At 60.9% G+C, this 13,683-nt stretch carries 14 protein-coding genes; 10 read left to right on the forward strand and 4 right to left on the reverse strand.

All coding sequences use genetic code 11. The annotated features are described in order from the left end of the window. Positions 1-2: 2 nt before the first annotated feature. The 7 genes from NKH43_RS16040 (at position 3) to NKH43_RS16070 (ending at position 6,446) form a co-directional block, all read left to right on the forward strand. Positions 3-599 (forward strand): DUF2585 domain-containing protein, encoded by a 597-nt coding sequence (locus NKH43_RS16040; protein WP_352495254.1) that lies wholly within the window; start codon positions 3-5, stop codon positions 597-599. A gap of 4 nt (positions 600-603) precedes the next feature. Then, positions 604-1,917: an ATP-dependent protease ATPase subunit HslU gene (hslU, locus tag NKH43_RS16045; RefSeq protein WP_023718257.1), complete on the forward strand. Its 1,314-nt coding sequence runs from the start codon at positions 604-606 to the stop codon at positions 1,915-1,917. Between the two features lie 184 nt (positions 1,918-2,101). After that, on the forward strand, positions 2,102-3,061 hold the full coding sequence (locus tag NKH43_RS16050; protein ID WP_023718256.1) for a DUF1402 family protein: 960 nt from the start codon (positions 2,102-2,104) through the stop codon (positions 3,059-3,061). 321 nt (positions 3,062-3,382) lie between these two features. Beyond that, positions 3,383-4,393 carry an AraC family transcriptional regulator gene (locus NKH43_RS16055; RefSeq protein WP_352858961.1) on the forward strand — a complete coding sequence of 337 codons (1,011 nt, stop codon included), beginning with the start codon at positions 3,383-3,385 and terminating at the stop codon, positions 4,391-4,393. Between the two features lie 187 nt (positions 4,394-4,580). After that, entirely contained in the window at positions 4,581-4,946 is a 366-nt protein-coding gene (locus NKH43_RS16060) for a putative quinol monooxygenase (RefSeq protein ID WP_023718254.1), read from the forward strand. Between the two features lie 137 nt (positions 4,947-5,083). Beyond that, positions 5,084-5,686: an SDR family oxidoreductase gene (locus NKH43_RS16065; RefSeq protein ID WP_352858962.1), complete on the forward strand. Its 603-nt coding sequence runs from the start codon at positions 5,084-5,086 to the stop codon at positions 5,684-5,686. Between the two features lie 112 nt (positions 5,687-5,798). Continuing rightward, entirely contained in the window at positions 5,799-6,446 is a 648-nt protein-coding gene (locus NKH43_RS16070) for a DUF1579 family protein (protein ID WP_352495258.1), read from the forward strand. A 313-nt stretch (positions 6,447-6,759) separates the two neighbouring features. Here the strand turns inward: NKH43_RS16070 and NKH43_RS16075 are convergent, their stop codons facing one another. From NKH43_RS16075 to NKH43_RS16090, 4 genes are all read right to left on the reverse strand, one after another. Further along, positions 6,760-6,969 (reverse strand): YjiS-like domain-containing protein, encoded by a 210-nt coding sequence (locus NKH43_RS16075; protein ID WP_352495259.1) that lies wholly within the window; start codon positions 6,967-6,969, stop codon positions 6,760-6,762. A gap of 388 nt (positions 6,970-7,357) precedes the next feature. Continuing rightward, the gene (locus tag NKH43_RS16080) at positions 7,358-8,587 is read right to left on the reverse strand and encodes an NAD(P)/FAD-dependent oxidoreductase (protein WP_352859007.1); all 1,230 of its coding nucleotides are present in this window, start codon (positions 8,585-8,587) and stop codon (positions 7,358-7,360) included. A gap of 2 nt (positions 8,588-8,589) precedes the next feature. Beyond that, a complete protein-coding gene (locus NKH43_RS16085; protein ID WP_023718250.1) occupies positions 8,590-8,904 on the reverse strand; it encodes a MocE family 2Fe-2S type ferredoxin in 315 nt (104 codons plus the stop codon). Between the two features lie 40 nt (positions 8,905-8,944). Then, entirely contained in the window at positions 8,945-10,075 is a 1,131-nt protein-coding gene (locus NKH43_RS16090; protein ID WP_352858965.1) for a fatty acid desaturase family protein, read from the reverse strand. A gap of 134 nt (positions 10,076-10,209) precedes the next feature. Between NKH43_RS16090 and NKH43_RS16095 the strand changes: the two genes are divergently transcribed. The 3 genes from NKH43_RS16095 (at position 10,210) to NKH43_RS16105 (ending at position 13,683) form a co-directional block, all read left to right on the forward strand. Continuing rightward, positions 10,210-11,241: a LacI family DNA-binding transcriptional regulator gene (locus NKH43_RS16095; protein ID WP_352858966.1), complete on the forward strand. Its 1,032-nt coding sequence runs from the start codon at positions 10,210-10,212 to the stop codon at positions 11,239-11,241. Positions 11,242-11,550: 309 nt separating this feature from the next. Next, complete coding sequence (locus NKH43_RS16100; protein WP_023718247.1) at positions 11,551-12,492, forward strand: sugar ABC transporter substrate-binding protein; 942 nt, start codon at positions 11,551-11,553, stop codon at positions 12,490-12,492. Between the two features lie 114 nt (positions 12,493-12,606). Beyond that, the gene (locus NKH43_RS16105) at positions 12,607-13,683 is read left to right on the forward strand and encodes an ABC transporter permease (RefSeq protein ID WP_352495260.1); all 1,077 of its coding nucleotides are present in this window, start codon (positions 12,607-12,609) and stop codon (positions 13,681-13,683) included.

Consider the following 13,683-nt stretch of genomic DNA (forward strand, 5'->3'; position numbering starts at 1 on the left):
GCATGAGCGTATCCAGCGACAAAACCGTCTCGGCCTACGAAGACAGTTGGCGAATGGGGCTTCTGTTGGTTCTCGGTCTGGTCATATTCCAGGCAGGGGTCCTCTACGGCATGGGGCGGACGCCGATTTGCACCTGCGGCTACGTCAAGCTGTGGCACGGCATCGTGCAGAGCTCCGAGAATTCCCAGCATATCTCCGACTGGTACAGCTTCTCGCACATCATTCACGGCTTCCTGTTCTATGCGCTGGCGTGGTTTCTTTTCCCGCGCTCGCCGCTCGGGCTCAGGCTGGCCTTTGCGGTGGTGATAGAGGGCGGCTGGGAGCTGCTCGAGAACAGCCCTTTCATCATCGATCGCTATCGCGCCGGCACGATCTCGCTCGACTATTATGGCGACAGCGTCATCAATTCGGTGTCGGACACGCTGGCCATGGTGCTGGGGTTTGTCATGGCGCGAAGGCTTCCTATATGGGTGATCGTAACCCTCGCCCTCATCTTCGAATTCGGTGTCGGCTATCTCATCCGGGACAATCTGACACTCAACGTGATCATGCTGCTGCATCCGTTCGAGTCCATTCGGCAGTGGCAAAGTGGAATTTAGTGACATGAGCACCTTCTCTCCCCGCGAAATCGTTTCGGAACTCGACCGCTTCATCATCGGCCAGAAAGACGCCAAGCGTGCCGTGGCGATTGCCTTGCGCAACCGCTGGCGCCGCCAGCAGCTCGAGGGCCAGATGCGCGAAGAGGTGATGCCGAAGAACATCCTGATGATCGGCCCGACCGGTGTCGGCAAGACCGAGATTTCTCGCCGCTTGGCGCGCCTTGCCGGTGCGCCTTTCGTCAAGGTCGAAGCCACCAAGTTTACGGAGGTCGGCTATGTCGGCCGCGATGTCGAGCAGATCATCCGCGATCTGGTCGAGATCGCCATCGGGCTGGTGCGCGAGAAGATGCGTGAGGACGTCGAGGCGCGTGCCCACATCAACGCCGAGGAAAGGGTGCTTGAAGCGCTCGTCGGCAAGACGGCGAGTCCGGCCACCCGTGACAGTTTCCGCAAGAAGCTGCGCGACGGCGAGCTTGACGACAAGGAGATCGAGATCGAAGTGGCCGATACCGGCAATGGCGGCATGCCCGGCTTCGAGATCCCCGGCATGCCGGGCGCCAATATCGGCGTGCTCAACATCAACGACATGCTGTCGAAAGCGATGGGCGGCAAGAAAACCAAGATGCGCAAGACGACCGTTAAAGAGTCCTACGGGCTGTTGATCAGCGACGAGTCCGACAAGTTGCTCGACCAGGACGAGGTGGTGCGCAGGGCACTCGAATCGACCGAGAATGACGGCATTGTCTTCCTCGACGAGATCGACAAGATCGCCTCGCGCGAAGGCGGCATCGGTGCCGGTGTTTCGCGCGAGGGCGTGCAGCGCGACCTGCTGCCGCTGGTCGAAGGCACCACGGTTGCGACCAAATACGGACCGGTGAAGACCGACCACATCCTGTTCATCGCTTCAGGTGCGTTCCACGTCGCCAAGCCATCCGACTTGCTGCCGGAATTGCAGGGCCGCCTGCCGATCCGTGTCGAGCTGCGGGCGCTGGAGAAGGACGATTTCGTCCGCATCCTCACCGAGACCGAAGCCAGCCTGATCAAGCAGTATATCGCACTGATGAAGACCGAGGGAGTCGACCTGGTCTTCACCGATGACGCGATCGACTCGTTGGCCGGCATCGCTGTTGACCTCAACGCCAGCGTCGAGAACATCGGCGCCAGGCGGCTGCAGACGGTGATGGAACGGGTGCTGGACGAGATCTCCTATGACGCACCGGACCGCAACGGCACCTCCGTGACCGTCGATGCCGCCTATGTGGAGAAGCATGTCGGCGACCTCTCCAGAAACACGGATTTGTCGCGTTTCATCCTGTAGGAGACGCTTCATCCTCAAAGAGGCCGGGGAATTGCTCCCGGTCTCCGCCAAATTCAGCCCGGCATTTCCGATGTGTGGCCAAATGGAAGCATCCGGCGAGCTTTCGTCCCGTCGGGTGCAGGCGTCTCTCGACTCCCGTTGGAGCATTACCTAGTTTGCCCGGCGACTATTTGGGCGGCGGCGCATGAAAAAACTGATCCTCGTCATTCTCGGGCTGACGCTGGCGGCAGCCATGTTCGCCGCGCAAGCGGCAACCATGGTGCCGCCCGGCAACCGCAACACCGAGCAGCCCGACATACCGGGCGCATCCAGCCGGCGCACCCAGGCGACCAACACCACCTTCCAGGCGAAATACCGCAAAGTGTTTGCGCTGCTCCAGAACGATGCCGAGCTGCGTGGCAAGATCATGCAGGCAGCCGCGGCCTATGGCATCGACCCGATGCATATCGTCGGCGCCATCGTCGGCGAGCACACCTACAATGTCGATGCCTACGACCGGCTGCAGACCTACTACGTCAAGGCGATCTCGTATCTGTCGAGCAAACTCTCCTTCGCCTATGAAGGCGAAGACATCACCGATTTCGTGCAACGGCCGCAATTTGCCAAGTGCGCGGGCAAATCGGACAGTTACGAACTCTGGGAATGCCGCGAGCAGGTGTGGAACCGGTCGTTCCGCGGCAAGACCGTCAACGGCGAGAGCTTTCCCAACGACCGCTTCGGCGCGACTTTCTTCCAGCCCTATTATGCCGGCCAGACTTTTGGTCTTGGCCAGCTCAATCCGCTGACGGCACTGCAGATGAGCGATCTCGTGCACAAGGTTTCCGGCCTGCCGGAGCTCGACGTCGGCGACCCGAACGCGGTCTACAAGACCATCATGGATCCTGACCTGACCCTGCCTTATGTCGCGGCAACGATCCGGAAGTCGATCGACGCCTATAAAAGCATTGCCGGCTTCGACATCTCAGGCAATCCCGGCATCACGTCGACGCTCTACAATGTCGGCAATCCGGAACAGCGTGCCTATGCGCTGAAGGCCGAGAACGACAAGCGCCGCGCTGCGGGCGAGCCGGAAAAGCTGCCTGAGGAAAATTACTATGGCTGGCTAGTCAACGACAAGCTGCCGGAGCTGAAGGCGCTGTTTTAGCGGTGAAGGTCTGCGGTGGAGCCTGCGCCAGGAAATCGCCTATCTGCTTGAACTCTGTGGCTTCGAACCCGTCGATCCTTTCAAGGGATCGCCCCCGGCTGGGGAACAGCTTTGTCGCGCGCGCGATCTGATGGGCAGCAAGGGGTGGATATTGTTGAAAAAAGTCCGGCGCATCCCTAAGCGAACGCCGCCAGCAGAATCCCATTTCCATTGTCAGATCTCTTGCGGAATCTGGATCCGTAATAGGTCTCCGTTCGGTTGCCTACTAAGAGAGGTAACGGGATGCATAAGCGTATGCGAAGTTGGGGCAAAGGAGTGCAGATGAGTGATCCGCTTAGGTCCATTGATCGGCCCGGTTTAGGGCGTGCAACGATGGGCTACCAGCCGGCCGAGAATGATTTGTTGAGCGAGGTGCTGCGCGATCTACGCCTTGCCCATGCGAGATATGGCCGCAGCGAGTTGACGGCGCCCTGGGGCATCGCCGTGCCGTTCAGGGAGGGTGTACGTTTTCATGCGATGCTCGAGGGTCATTGCTGGATACAAGCCAAGGGCTTGCCGCCGCTGCTGCTCGAAAACGGCGATGTGCTTCTTCTTCCCCACGGAACAGAGCACACTATGTCCGATCGGCCAAAACGGCGAACCTTGCCGCTCGCCGATGTCAAACCAGCGTTGATCGGGAACGGAACTTACGAGTTGAAGTCTGGCGGCGGCGGCGCGCGATCGTTGATCGCATGCTGTACGATCGGCTTTGAGGGCCCGACAGCAAATCCGCTGCTGGAACTGCTACCTTCTGTGATGCACATCCGGCATGCCGAGCATGGCGATACTGACCTACCAAGCCTCATTGCGATGATGGCGCGCGAGGCTGAAGGGCAAAGAATCGGCTCGGCAACGATAATGGCGCGCCTTGCCGATATTGCCATGACGCAAGTAATCAGAACCTGGGTCGAGACATGTTCCGACGATCTGACTGGTTGGCTGGCGGCCGTGCAGGATCCACAAATCGGGTCGGCGCTTGCAAGAATCCATCGCTCCCCTGGGGAAGACTGGCCAGTCGATCGCCTGGCTGCATTGTCCGGGCTGTCGCGATCGAGGTTCTCGCAGCGGTTCAAGAGCCTGTTGTCGGTATCCCCCGCCCGCTATCTCCTGCAATGGAGGCTTCGGCTGGCGGCATCCTGGTTGCGTAACGGATATATGTCGCAGTCACAGATCGCATCGGAGTTGGGATATGAGTCCGATGCGTCCTTCAGCAGGGCGTTCAAACGCTTCATGGGTGTCTCACCCGGCGCTATCCGAGATTCAGGGCTGCGTGTGAGCGGAACAGAATCCTGATCGGGTTCATGCGAGGCTGTTTCGACCAGCCGCAGATACGCTCCTGTTGCGACCGCGTGTAATACGGAAAATACGCGCGACAAACGGTCAAATATTCAGTCGTTTCTGCCATAGCAACGCCATACCAGCATCTGCCAATTTCAATGGCCGCAACCACTTCGGTCGGCCGTTCCGGCAGGAGTACCACATGGCGCTGACGTTGCCTGATCTTCCTCGACCAACCGCTGGCGAAGACACGCCCTATTGCGTTATCGCTAAGCATCGCGCCACTCCCGGCCAAGGCTCCGCGCTTGTCGCCCGTATGCTTAAAGATCTCCAAGCGACGAGATCGGAAGCCAGCTGTCTTCAATTCCACATCCATCGAGATCGGACCGACCCCGATCTCATCGTTATCTACGAGGTCTGGCGCAGTATCGATGCACTCAAGAGCCACTTCGGCGAAGCCTATGTCCAGAGCTTCGTCGTAGATGCTGGTGAGCTCGAACCGGGCGACATGGAGACGCAGTGGCTGGAGATGCTGAGTCCGTATGCCAGCGGCAGAGATCCAGGATGAACGGTGACGAGCAGTCTCTTTCGAATCAGCGTGTCGTGATCGTCGGCGGGACAAGCGGCATGGGCATGGGTGCGGCCCGCGCAGCCTGTCAAGCAGGCGCCGACGTCATTGCGCTCGGGCGGCGCCCTTGAGTGAGAATGGTTGCAGAGCAAAGGGTCCACGGTTCGATCACGTTCCAGTCGCTGGACATGACCGATGATACAGCGGTCGAGCAAATGTTCGAAACACTAGGGACGCTCGACCACCTTCTCATCACCGCGACCCCGCCGAGTCCGGGAGGTCCCTTCCTCTCCCAGACGATGGCCAACGCGCAGGCCGTTCTGCACGGCAAGCTCTTGGGCAGTTGGTCTTGCGCGCGGCACGCAGCGCCTAGGATGCCGAAAGGTGGTTCGATCACATTCACGACCGGTGGCTTGGTGACCAAGCCTCGCATGGGCGCATCGATGATGATGGTCGCCTTTGCTGGTCTGGAGGCGCTGACGCGAGCCCTTGCGCTCGAACTCGGTCCGATCCGCGTCAACACAATCCGACCAGGCGTCATAGACAGCGAAATGTGGGCCGGCATGCCGCAGGCGAAGCGCGCGGCGTTTTTCGCGCTGGTGCGTCAGCGCTTCCCGGCAGGACGCGTCGGAAAAATCGACGATATCGGCAAGGCCGCACTTTTCCTGATGGCCAATGACTTCGTGACCGGCGCCGTTATCGAAGTTTCCGGTGGTGAAACGCTGGTCAGCATCGAATGACGGAGAGGTATGAGATGAGTATCCACGAGTTCACCCGACAAAATTCGCAACGATTGCCCCAACTGAGCGCGTCATAGCAATTCCCGGGCGAGCGATGAGCTGGAGATAAAGTATGATCAAGACACTACACGTTGCCCTATTCGTCGTTGCGTTCGTCCTCCCCATTCCTTTCGGCGCATTGGCTCAAGGCAGCTCGGCTGCAGCCGAGCCCCCGACCCAGTCGGAGTTGCCGAATTGGCTTCGCCGTGGATTGCCGGGCCCGGGGCATGAGGTCCTGGCGCCAATGATCGGCACCTGGCGCGTCCAGATGAGCTTCTACGGCACACTCGGCCGTAGCCCCGATCAGCCGCCGCTCGTGACGGACGATCTCATTAGCCATCGTCAGTGGTTGGCGGGCGGCCGTTACATCGAAGACATAATGGAGGGAACGCTGGATGGAGCGCCGGTCTGGCGCAAAGGATGGCTCGGCTACAGCATCATGGACGGACGTTACGAGTGGGTCACGATCGATCCTGTCAACACAACCATGATGTATTTTAAAGGCGTCCCTAATTCGGGGGATCAAAGGCCGATCAGCATGTCCGGCACCTTTACCGACCAGGGCGTGGCGGGCGAAGAAACAGTCGGCAAGCAGGTCGGCATGCGCACTGTAATCAAAATCGAGAACAACGATCGCCACATCATTGAGCTCTATTTCACGCGTCCCGGACAGCAAGAAACACTGGCAACGCGCGCCGTCTATACGCGACTGAAGGCGTGAGCGATCGCTCAAGGGTGGCTCGGACGTTGTAAGTAGCTTGCGCGGGTTCCATCGCTCGGCCGGGATATGCCGGGAAGGTCGAGTTCAGTTCCGACGATCTCAAAGCGTCCAGTTCGGCGCCTGGAACTGCTTTGAAAGACGACCGGACGCTGAGCGCCCGGCAAGTCAGAGATCGGACTCTGAACGAAGCGCGTTCTCGGAGCTGAGATGAGGATCAGTCCAGCGAACATTGCCCCGAGCAGGCACACCTCTCCGACTTCTGCGCCGATCGCGGTGGAGAGACCGGCCATCGCTAGCTCCTCTATCAACTCGCTCAGCCGGACGACAGGGTCGGCAGTCGAAGCAGGCTGGTTCTATCGACGGCGGCCGCCTTGCCACGGCCTGCCAATGCGGGATCGATTCCGGCATCGCGTAGCTGGCGGTCGCTAAGTTGAGCCAGCTCACGCCGTTGCGCTGCGGCCCTAAGGGATCGGGCGATGACCAGGTGCATAACACGGAGAACACACTGGACTGGAGGCGTCATGATAGCCTCTTTTCACAGAGCCCCGGCCGTATACGGGCAGGGCGGCGGGCTGTGGTCAGCCCGTCTACTGAGGAGAGAGGGTCGCGCTGCGATTTCAGAAGGAGGAAATTCGGTTACATCTGAAACTCGGTTGGCTGGAAGGGGTCGTCTCGGCCGTGACGGCAAGCGCTTAGCTGACATCTGGGATCGAGATCGGATCATTCGCCTCATGGCAACCTTTCGGCGCAAAGTCGCGCGAACGACCCCGTTCCAACCCTCATGAGACGTTTCCATCGCGGGCAGGAACGACCGGTCAGGGTCGTCTCCCGCCATCAGGTGCAGGATTGTCACCACCAGAACGGCAAGCGCTCCGCAAGTTCTTTCAAATGGCTCTGGAACCCGCGCTGGCTCATGTCGCCAGCAGCGACTTCAGCTTGATCGTTTGCGAGCCTAGCGCTTCCGGCGCCGGCTTTGCCCTTTTCGCGATCAGCATCTCGGCCAGCCTTATGTCGCGGGCGACCGCGTTGCCGGGGCCGATGCCACTTGCCGCAACCAGCCTGCCGTCCTCGGCGAGATGGAACAGAATGAAGGCGCCGTCGCCGAGCTCGCGACGCACAATGCTGCGGCCTTCGTCCGACAGGCCGGCGATCTGCAAGGTCAGGCCGTACTGATCCGACCAGAACCATGGCACCGCCGCGTGGGCCTCGCCGGCGCCAAGCATGTTCCTGGCCGCAAGCGCGCCCTGCTCCTGCGCATTGCGCCAGGCTTCCAGCCGCACGCGCCGGCCGCCATAGATGGCGAGCGGAAACGAGCAGCAATCGCCGGCGGCAAAGATGTCCGGGGCGCTGGTGCGAAGCTCGGCGTCGACGGCGATACCATTGTCAATCGTCAGCCCTGCCTCCGCGGCAAGTCCGGTCACCGGCACGGCGCCGATGCCGATCACGGCAAGATCGGCGACAATGTCGTGTCCACCGGCAAGCACGATGCGCACTTCGGCGCCGTCATCGGCAATGGCGTCGATGCCCTCGCCGCACAGGATTTTTACGCCTTCGGCTTCATGCGCCTGATGGATAACCTGCGCGATCTCGGCCGGCACGCCGCGCATCAGAATGCGCGGCTGCGCCTCGATAACGGCAACAGTGGCGCCGAGCCTGCGTGCCGCCGTGGCGAGCTCGAGCCCGATGAAGCCGCCGCCGATGATGGCGACGCGATTTCCGGCGCTGAGATGAGCGCGAATGGCCAGTGCGTCGTTGAAGGTCCGCAGATAGACGCAGCGCCCGCCAAGGCCCGGAATCGGCAGCTTGCGCGGCAGCGACCCTGTCGCCAGCAGGAGCTTGTCGTAGGCCAGGACCGAGCCGTCCGACAGGCGCACGACATGCGCCACGCGGTCGATCGCCATCGCCTGAACCGAATGGATATGCCTGATCGATCTTTCGGCCAGGACCGCCTCACTGGCGATCGCCTTGATCAGGGGCGCGTCGGCGACCATCGCGTCTTTCGACAGCGGTGGCCGCTCATAGGGCAGATGCGGCTCGTCGCCGACCAACGTCACCGGGCCATCATAGCCGAGCTCGCGCAGCGCAAGGGCGGCGCGCCCGCCGCATTCGCCGGCGCCAATGATGACCATTCCCTTCGTCATCATCAACCGATCCGGACAAGGACTTTGCCGGCGTCGACTTTGACCGGATAGGTCCTGAGATCGACGCAGACCGGCGCGCCCCTGGCAGCCCCAGTCTTGTAATTGAAGCGGCCATTATGCTTCGGGCATTCGATGATATCGTCCATCACCAGCCCGTCGGCCAGATGCACCTTCTCATGCGTGCAAAGCCCGTCGGTGGCGAAATACCCGTCCTCGGGGCTGCGGTAGATGGCGAAGGTGCGACCGCCATGGTCGAACCGCATCACATCCTCCTCGTCGATGTCCTCGGCGTCACAAGCCTCGACCCAGTCGCTCATTTGCGCCTTCCCCGATTCTTGGTGCCCCGGCGTAGGCTTGTCATTCAGCAGCCACCGCAACAGCAGCGTTATCGTTGTGGAAATCCTCGCGATAGGGCCTCGCCGTCGGCGGCAGTTCGCGCTTGATGAAATAATCCTCATTGCGCAGCTGGCGCAGGAAAGCCGGTATCATCTCGCGATAGCCGGCCAGGATGGACGGCGTCGGCGCCGGCAGATCGTGCTTGATCAGCTCATGCAGCCTGGGCAGCGCATGATAGGGCACCATGGGGAACATGTGATGCTCGACGTGGTAGTTCATGTTCCAGTAGATGAAACGGCTTATCGGGTTCATGTAGACCGTGCGGCTGTTGAGCCGGTGATCGGTGACGTTTTCAGCCAGGCCGCCATGCTGCAGCAGGCCGACCATGACATGATGCCAGGCACCGTAAAGCCTGGGCAGACCGACCAGCATCAGCGGCAGGAACGAGCCGGTATGAAGCGCCAGCGCGACGGTCGCGGCATAGATCGCCGTCCAGATGCGAGCAATGCGGATTGCCTTCGGCCGCTCCTGGTCGGGAATGAAGGTTCTTTCGGCCGGGCTGATGATGCCGGCCGCATTGCGAAGCATGTCGCTCATCGCGTGCCAGGCATCGAGAATGCCGACGAAATTGAGCAGGACGCGCAGCAGATCGGGCGGGCGCATGACGGAGATCTCCGGATCGCGGCCGACGATGATGGTATCGGTATGGTGGCGCGTGTGGCTCCAGCGCCAGGTCACCGGGTTGCGCATGATCATGAAGCAGGCGATCTGATAGACCACGTCGTTCATCCACTGCGTCCGGAAGGCGGTGCCGTGGCCACATTCGTGCCAGCGTGAATCGGTGGAGGAACCGTAGAGGACGCCGTAGACGAAGAAGAACGGCACGCACCACCAACTGCCCCAGAACCAGGCGGCGCCGGCGCCGCTGAGGATCATGGCACCGAGCCAGATGATGGTATCGCGGATCGCCGGGCCGTCGGAACGCTGCATCAGTTCCTTCATCTGCTTGCGCGGCACGTCGGTATGGTACCACTCGGCCGCCGCCAGCCCGCTCTCGACGGCAAGCTTCGCGTCGCGGCCGATCAGGCTGTAGTCGCGTCGGGACGCCGCTGCGGAGGTTACGTTCCCGGTTTGGAGCCCAATATCCACCATGGCGGAGGCCTCGATTGTGTTCTGCCATGTTCAAAATAGCGCCGGGCCCTGATAGGCTCAATATCACAAAGATAGTTTCTATCATTTTCTATCAGAATGGTTTAAAAGAATCGGATAATTGGAGCGAGGCAGCGATGGCGAAACGGCCGACGATCACCGACCTGGCACGCATTTCGGGGGTCAGCGTTGCCACCGTCGACCGGGTGCTGAACAACCGCTTGCCGGTGCGCGAGGAAACCGCGCGCCGCGTCTATGAAGCCGCGACCAGTATCGGCTATCACGCGGCCGGGCTGATCAAGCAGCGGATGCGCCATGAATTGCCCGAATACCGGCTCGGGTTCCTGCTGCTGCGGCGGGAGGACGTCTTCTACAGAGAATTTGCCCGCGAGCTTGAACTGGCGGTATCGCAGTCGCCGCGCTTTCGCGGCGTGGCGACCATCGACTTTGCCGCTTCGCTGGCGCCGGACGAGATCGTCGAGCGGATGCGCAAGCTGGCCGCCAAATCCAGGGCCGTCGCCCTGGTCGGGCCTGATCACCCGACGCTGACGGTCGCCGTCGAGGCGCTCAAAGCTAATGGCGTACCGGTGTTTTCCCTGCTTTCCGACTTTGCGTCCGGTATTCGCGAGGGCTATGTCGGCCTCGACAATCGCAAGGTCGGCCGCACCGCTGCCTGGATGATCTCGAAGGCCGCGACGAGACCTGGCAAGGTCGCCCTCTTCGTCGGCAGCCATCGCTTCCACGGCCACGAGCTTCGCGAGATCGGTTTTCGCTCCTTTTTTCGCGAGCAAGCGCCGGAATTCACTCTCCTTGAGACGTTGGTCAATCTGGAAGCGAACCAGATCACGCATGATGCAATGATCGAGCTTCTGGCCCGCCACCCCGATCTTGCCGGCTGCTATGTCGCCGGTGGCGGCATGGAAGGCGCGATCTCGGCGCTGAGGGAGGCAAAGCCGGCAGAGATGCCAGCGGTCGTCTGCAACGAGATCACGCCTGACTCCCGCGCGGCGCTGGCGGATAATTTGCTGACGATGGTGATCTCGACGCCTCTGGCACCGCTTTGCCGCGAGCTTGTCGGGCTGATGGCGCATGCCATCGAGACCGGCGCCGCGAATGCGCCGGGTCAGACCTTTCTGCCCTTCGACGTTTATCTGCCGGAAAACATCTGACGTCGCGGTCATTTGGCGGCAGAAATGATGTAATCTATCAGAACGCTTTCAGGCCTGGCTTGCCTGAGCGTTCGTCTAAAAGAGCTCGAAATGCCGAAAATCCATTCCTCATGGCGAAATCTCGCTTGACGCCCACGCGAAATGGAATAAATATTTCACCAACTGAACATTTTGGTTCTTTCGTTCCGGAAGATCTGTTTCAGGCAAATGCCTCCGGAACTAAAATGGCAATCGGGAGAGAATTCCCTGCGAGATCGGGGATTCCGGGTAGATCGGTGCAGCCGGACACCAATGTGGAGGAGAAATAAAATGAAAAAACTGCTTTTGGGCGTCGCGTTCGCGGCGCTGATGAGTTCGTCCGCCTTTGCTGCCAAGATCGGCGTGTCGATGGCGTTGTTCGACGACAATTTTCTCACCGTGCTGCGCAACGGCATGATCGAGCAGGCCAAGGGCATGGACGGCGTCGAGCTGCAGGTGGAGGACGCGCAGAACGACGTTGCCAAGCAGCTCGACCAGATCAAGAACTTCGCCGCCTCGGGCGTCGACGCAATCATCGTCAACCCGGTCGACACCTCGGCCACCCAGGCGATGTCGGACGCAGCCGCCGCTGCCAAAATTCCGCTGGTCTATGTCAATCGCGAGCCGGTCAACGTCGACACGCTGCCGGAAAACCAGGCTTTCGTCGCCTCGAACGAAGCCGACTCTGGCACGCTCGAGACCAAGGAGGTCTGCCGCCTGTTCAAGGAAGCCGGCAAGAAAGAGGCCAATGTCTATGTGATCATGGGCGAGCTGTCGAACCAGGCCGCGGTGCAGCGCACCAAGGACATCGATGATGTGATTGCCACGCCGGATTGCAGCTTCATCAAGATCATCGACAAGCAGACGTCGAACTGGAAGCGCGAAGAAGCGCAGAACCTGATGACCAACTGGCTGTCGACCGGCAAGCCGTTCGACGGCGTCATCGCCAACAATGACGAGAGCGCCATCGGCGCTATCCAGGCGATGAAGGCCGCCAATATCGACATGAAGTCGGTTGTCGTCGGCGGCGTCGACGCTACCCAGGACGCGCTAGCGGCGATGCAGGCGGGCGACCTCGATGCGACGGTGTTCCAGGACGCAGCCGGCCAGGGCGCTGGCGCGCTTGATGCTGCGCTCAAGCTAGCGAAGGGCGAGAAGGTCGAGCACAAGGTCTACATCCCGTTCCAGCTGGTCACGCCGGCAAATATCGACAAGTTCCTGAAGAAGAACTGAGGCGGACCTGTCCGATACGGAGCGGCGCGCCAAAGTAAGACAGCGCCGCTCCGCTTTTTCCCCCTCGGCCTGAACAGCGCCGAGTGGAGACCGTGGCTGACGGAGGAAGCACGATTGGCACAGACATCTCACGGCGTCGGCGGGCTCAGCTATGATGCGAAGCGGCGCGCATGGCCGGCCGAATTCAACGTCTTCCTGGCGCTCGTCATCCTGGTCGGCGCTTTCGAGCTGATCGGCCGGGTTTTCCTGGGCGACAGCTTCCTGTTCAATACCCGCGACAATATCGATGCGATCTTCAACGAAGCGCGCCTGCAGATCATCATCCTGCAGGTGTCGATCGTCGGCATCATTGCCATCGGCGTGACGCAGGTGATCATTACCGGCGGCATCGACCTGTCCTCGGGCTCGATCGTCGGCGCCACGGCGATGATAGCCATGAGCTTCGCCCAAGTGGCGACGGTCAACGGCAACCCGAACCCCAAGGCGATGTTCATTGCCCAGGGCTGGACCGACCTGCCGGTGATCGTGCCGGTGCTCGTCGCAATCGGCTGCGGCCTGCTGGCCGGCCTGGTCAACGGTGCCTTGATCGCCTACACGCGCATCCCGCCGTTCATCGCCACGCTTGGCATGATGGTCACCGCGCGCGGCATCGCCAAATGGTGGTCGAAGGGGCAGCCGATCTCGTTTCCGACCGAGAGTTTCGCCGCCATCGGCAAGGGGCTGATGCCGGTCATCATTTTCATTTCGCTGGCGGTGCTGTTCCAGCTGATCCTGAGCTACACCAAATATGGCAAGCACTGTTATGCAATCGGCTCCAATGAGGATGCCGCGCGCATGTCCGGCATCAACATCGCCAACCACAAGATCCTCGTCTACGTCATTGCCGGCATCCTTGCCGCGCTCGCCGCCGTGGTGTTGAGCTCGAAGAATCTCACTGCCCAGGCCGGCATGGGTGTGATGTACGAGCTCGATGCGATCGCCATGGCGGTCATCGGTGGCGTGTCGCTGTCGGGCGGCCGCGGCTCGATTATCGGGACGGTGATCGGCTCGCTGATCTTCGGCGTCATCATCTCCGGCTTCACCTTTTTGCGCCTCGACGCCTATTATCAGGAGATGGTCAAGGGCGTGATCATCGTCGGCGCAGTCGTTCTCGACCAGTGGCGCCAACGCCTGCGGGCAATGAGGGCTTGA

It is taken from the genome of Mesorhizobium sp. M1163, assembly GCF_040318415.1.
In the GTDB taxonomy this organism is placed as follows: Bacteria; Pseudomonadota; Alphaproteobacteria; order Rhizobiales; family Rhizobiaceae; genus Mesorhizobium.

What these genes read in the sequence shown, in the direction of transcription:
- NKH43_RS16050 (WP_023718256.1), top strand. Translation starts at nt 2,102, where the DNA reads ATGAAAAAACTGATCCTCGTCATTCTCGGGCTGACGCTGGCGGCAGCC.
- hslU (WP_023718257.1), top strand. Translation starts at nt 604, where the DNA reads ATGAGCACCTTCTCTCCCCGCGAAATCGTTTCGGAACTCGACCGCTTC.
- NKH43_RS16055 (WP_352858961.1), top strand. Translation starts at nt 3,383, where the DNA reads ATGAGTGATCCGCTTAGGTCCATTGATCGGCCCGGTTTAGGGCGTGCA.
- NKH43_RS16085 (WP_023718250.1), bottom strand. Translation starts at nt 8,904, where the DNA reads ATGAGCGACTGGGTCGAGGCTTGTGACGCCGAGGACATCGACGAGGAG.
- NKH43_RS16075 (WP_352495259.1), bottom strand. Translation starts at nt 6,969, where the DNA reads ATGACGCCTCCAGTCCAGTGTGTTCTCCGTGTTATGCACCTGGTCATC.
- NKH43_RS16060 (WP_023718254.1), top strand. Translation starts at nt 4,581, where the DNA reads ATGGCGCTGACGTTGCCTGATCTTCCTCGACCAACCGCTGGCGAAGAC.
- NKH43_RS16090 (WP_352858965.1), bottom strand. Translation starts at nt 10,075, where the DNA reads ATGGTGGATATTGGGCTCCAAACCGGGAACGTAACCTCCGCAGCGGCG.
- NKH43_RS16065 (WP_352858962.1), top strand. Translation starts at nt 5,084, where the DNA reads ATGGTTGCAGAGCAAAGGGTCCACGGTTCGATCACGTTCCAGTCGCTG.
- NKH43_RS16040 (WP_352495254.1), top strand. Translation starts at nt 3, where the DNA reads ATGAGCGTATCCAGCGACAAAACCGTCTCGGCCTACGAAGACAGTTGG.
- NKH43_RS16100 (WP_023718247.1), top strand. Translation starts at nt 11,551, where the DNA reads ATGAAAAAACTGCTTTTGGGCGTCGCGTTCGCGGCGCTGATGAGTTCG.
- NKH43_RS16070 (WP_352495258.1), top strand. Translation starts at nt 5,799, where the DNA reads ATGATCAAGACACTACACGTTGCCCTATTCGTCGTTGCGTTCGTCCTC.
- NKH43_RS16080 (WP_352859007.1), bottom strand. Translation starts at nt 8,587, where the DNA reads ATGACGAAGGGAATGGTCATCATTGGCGCCGGCGAATGCGGCGGGCGC.
- NKH43_RS16095 (WP_352858966.1), top strand. Translation starts at nt 10,210, where the DNA reads ATGGCGAAACGGCCGACGATCACCGACCTGGCACGCATTTCGGGGGTC.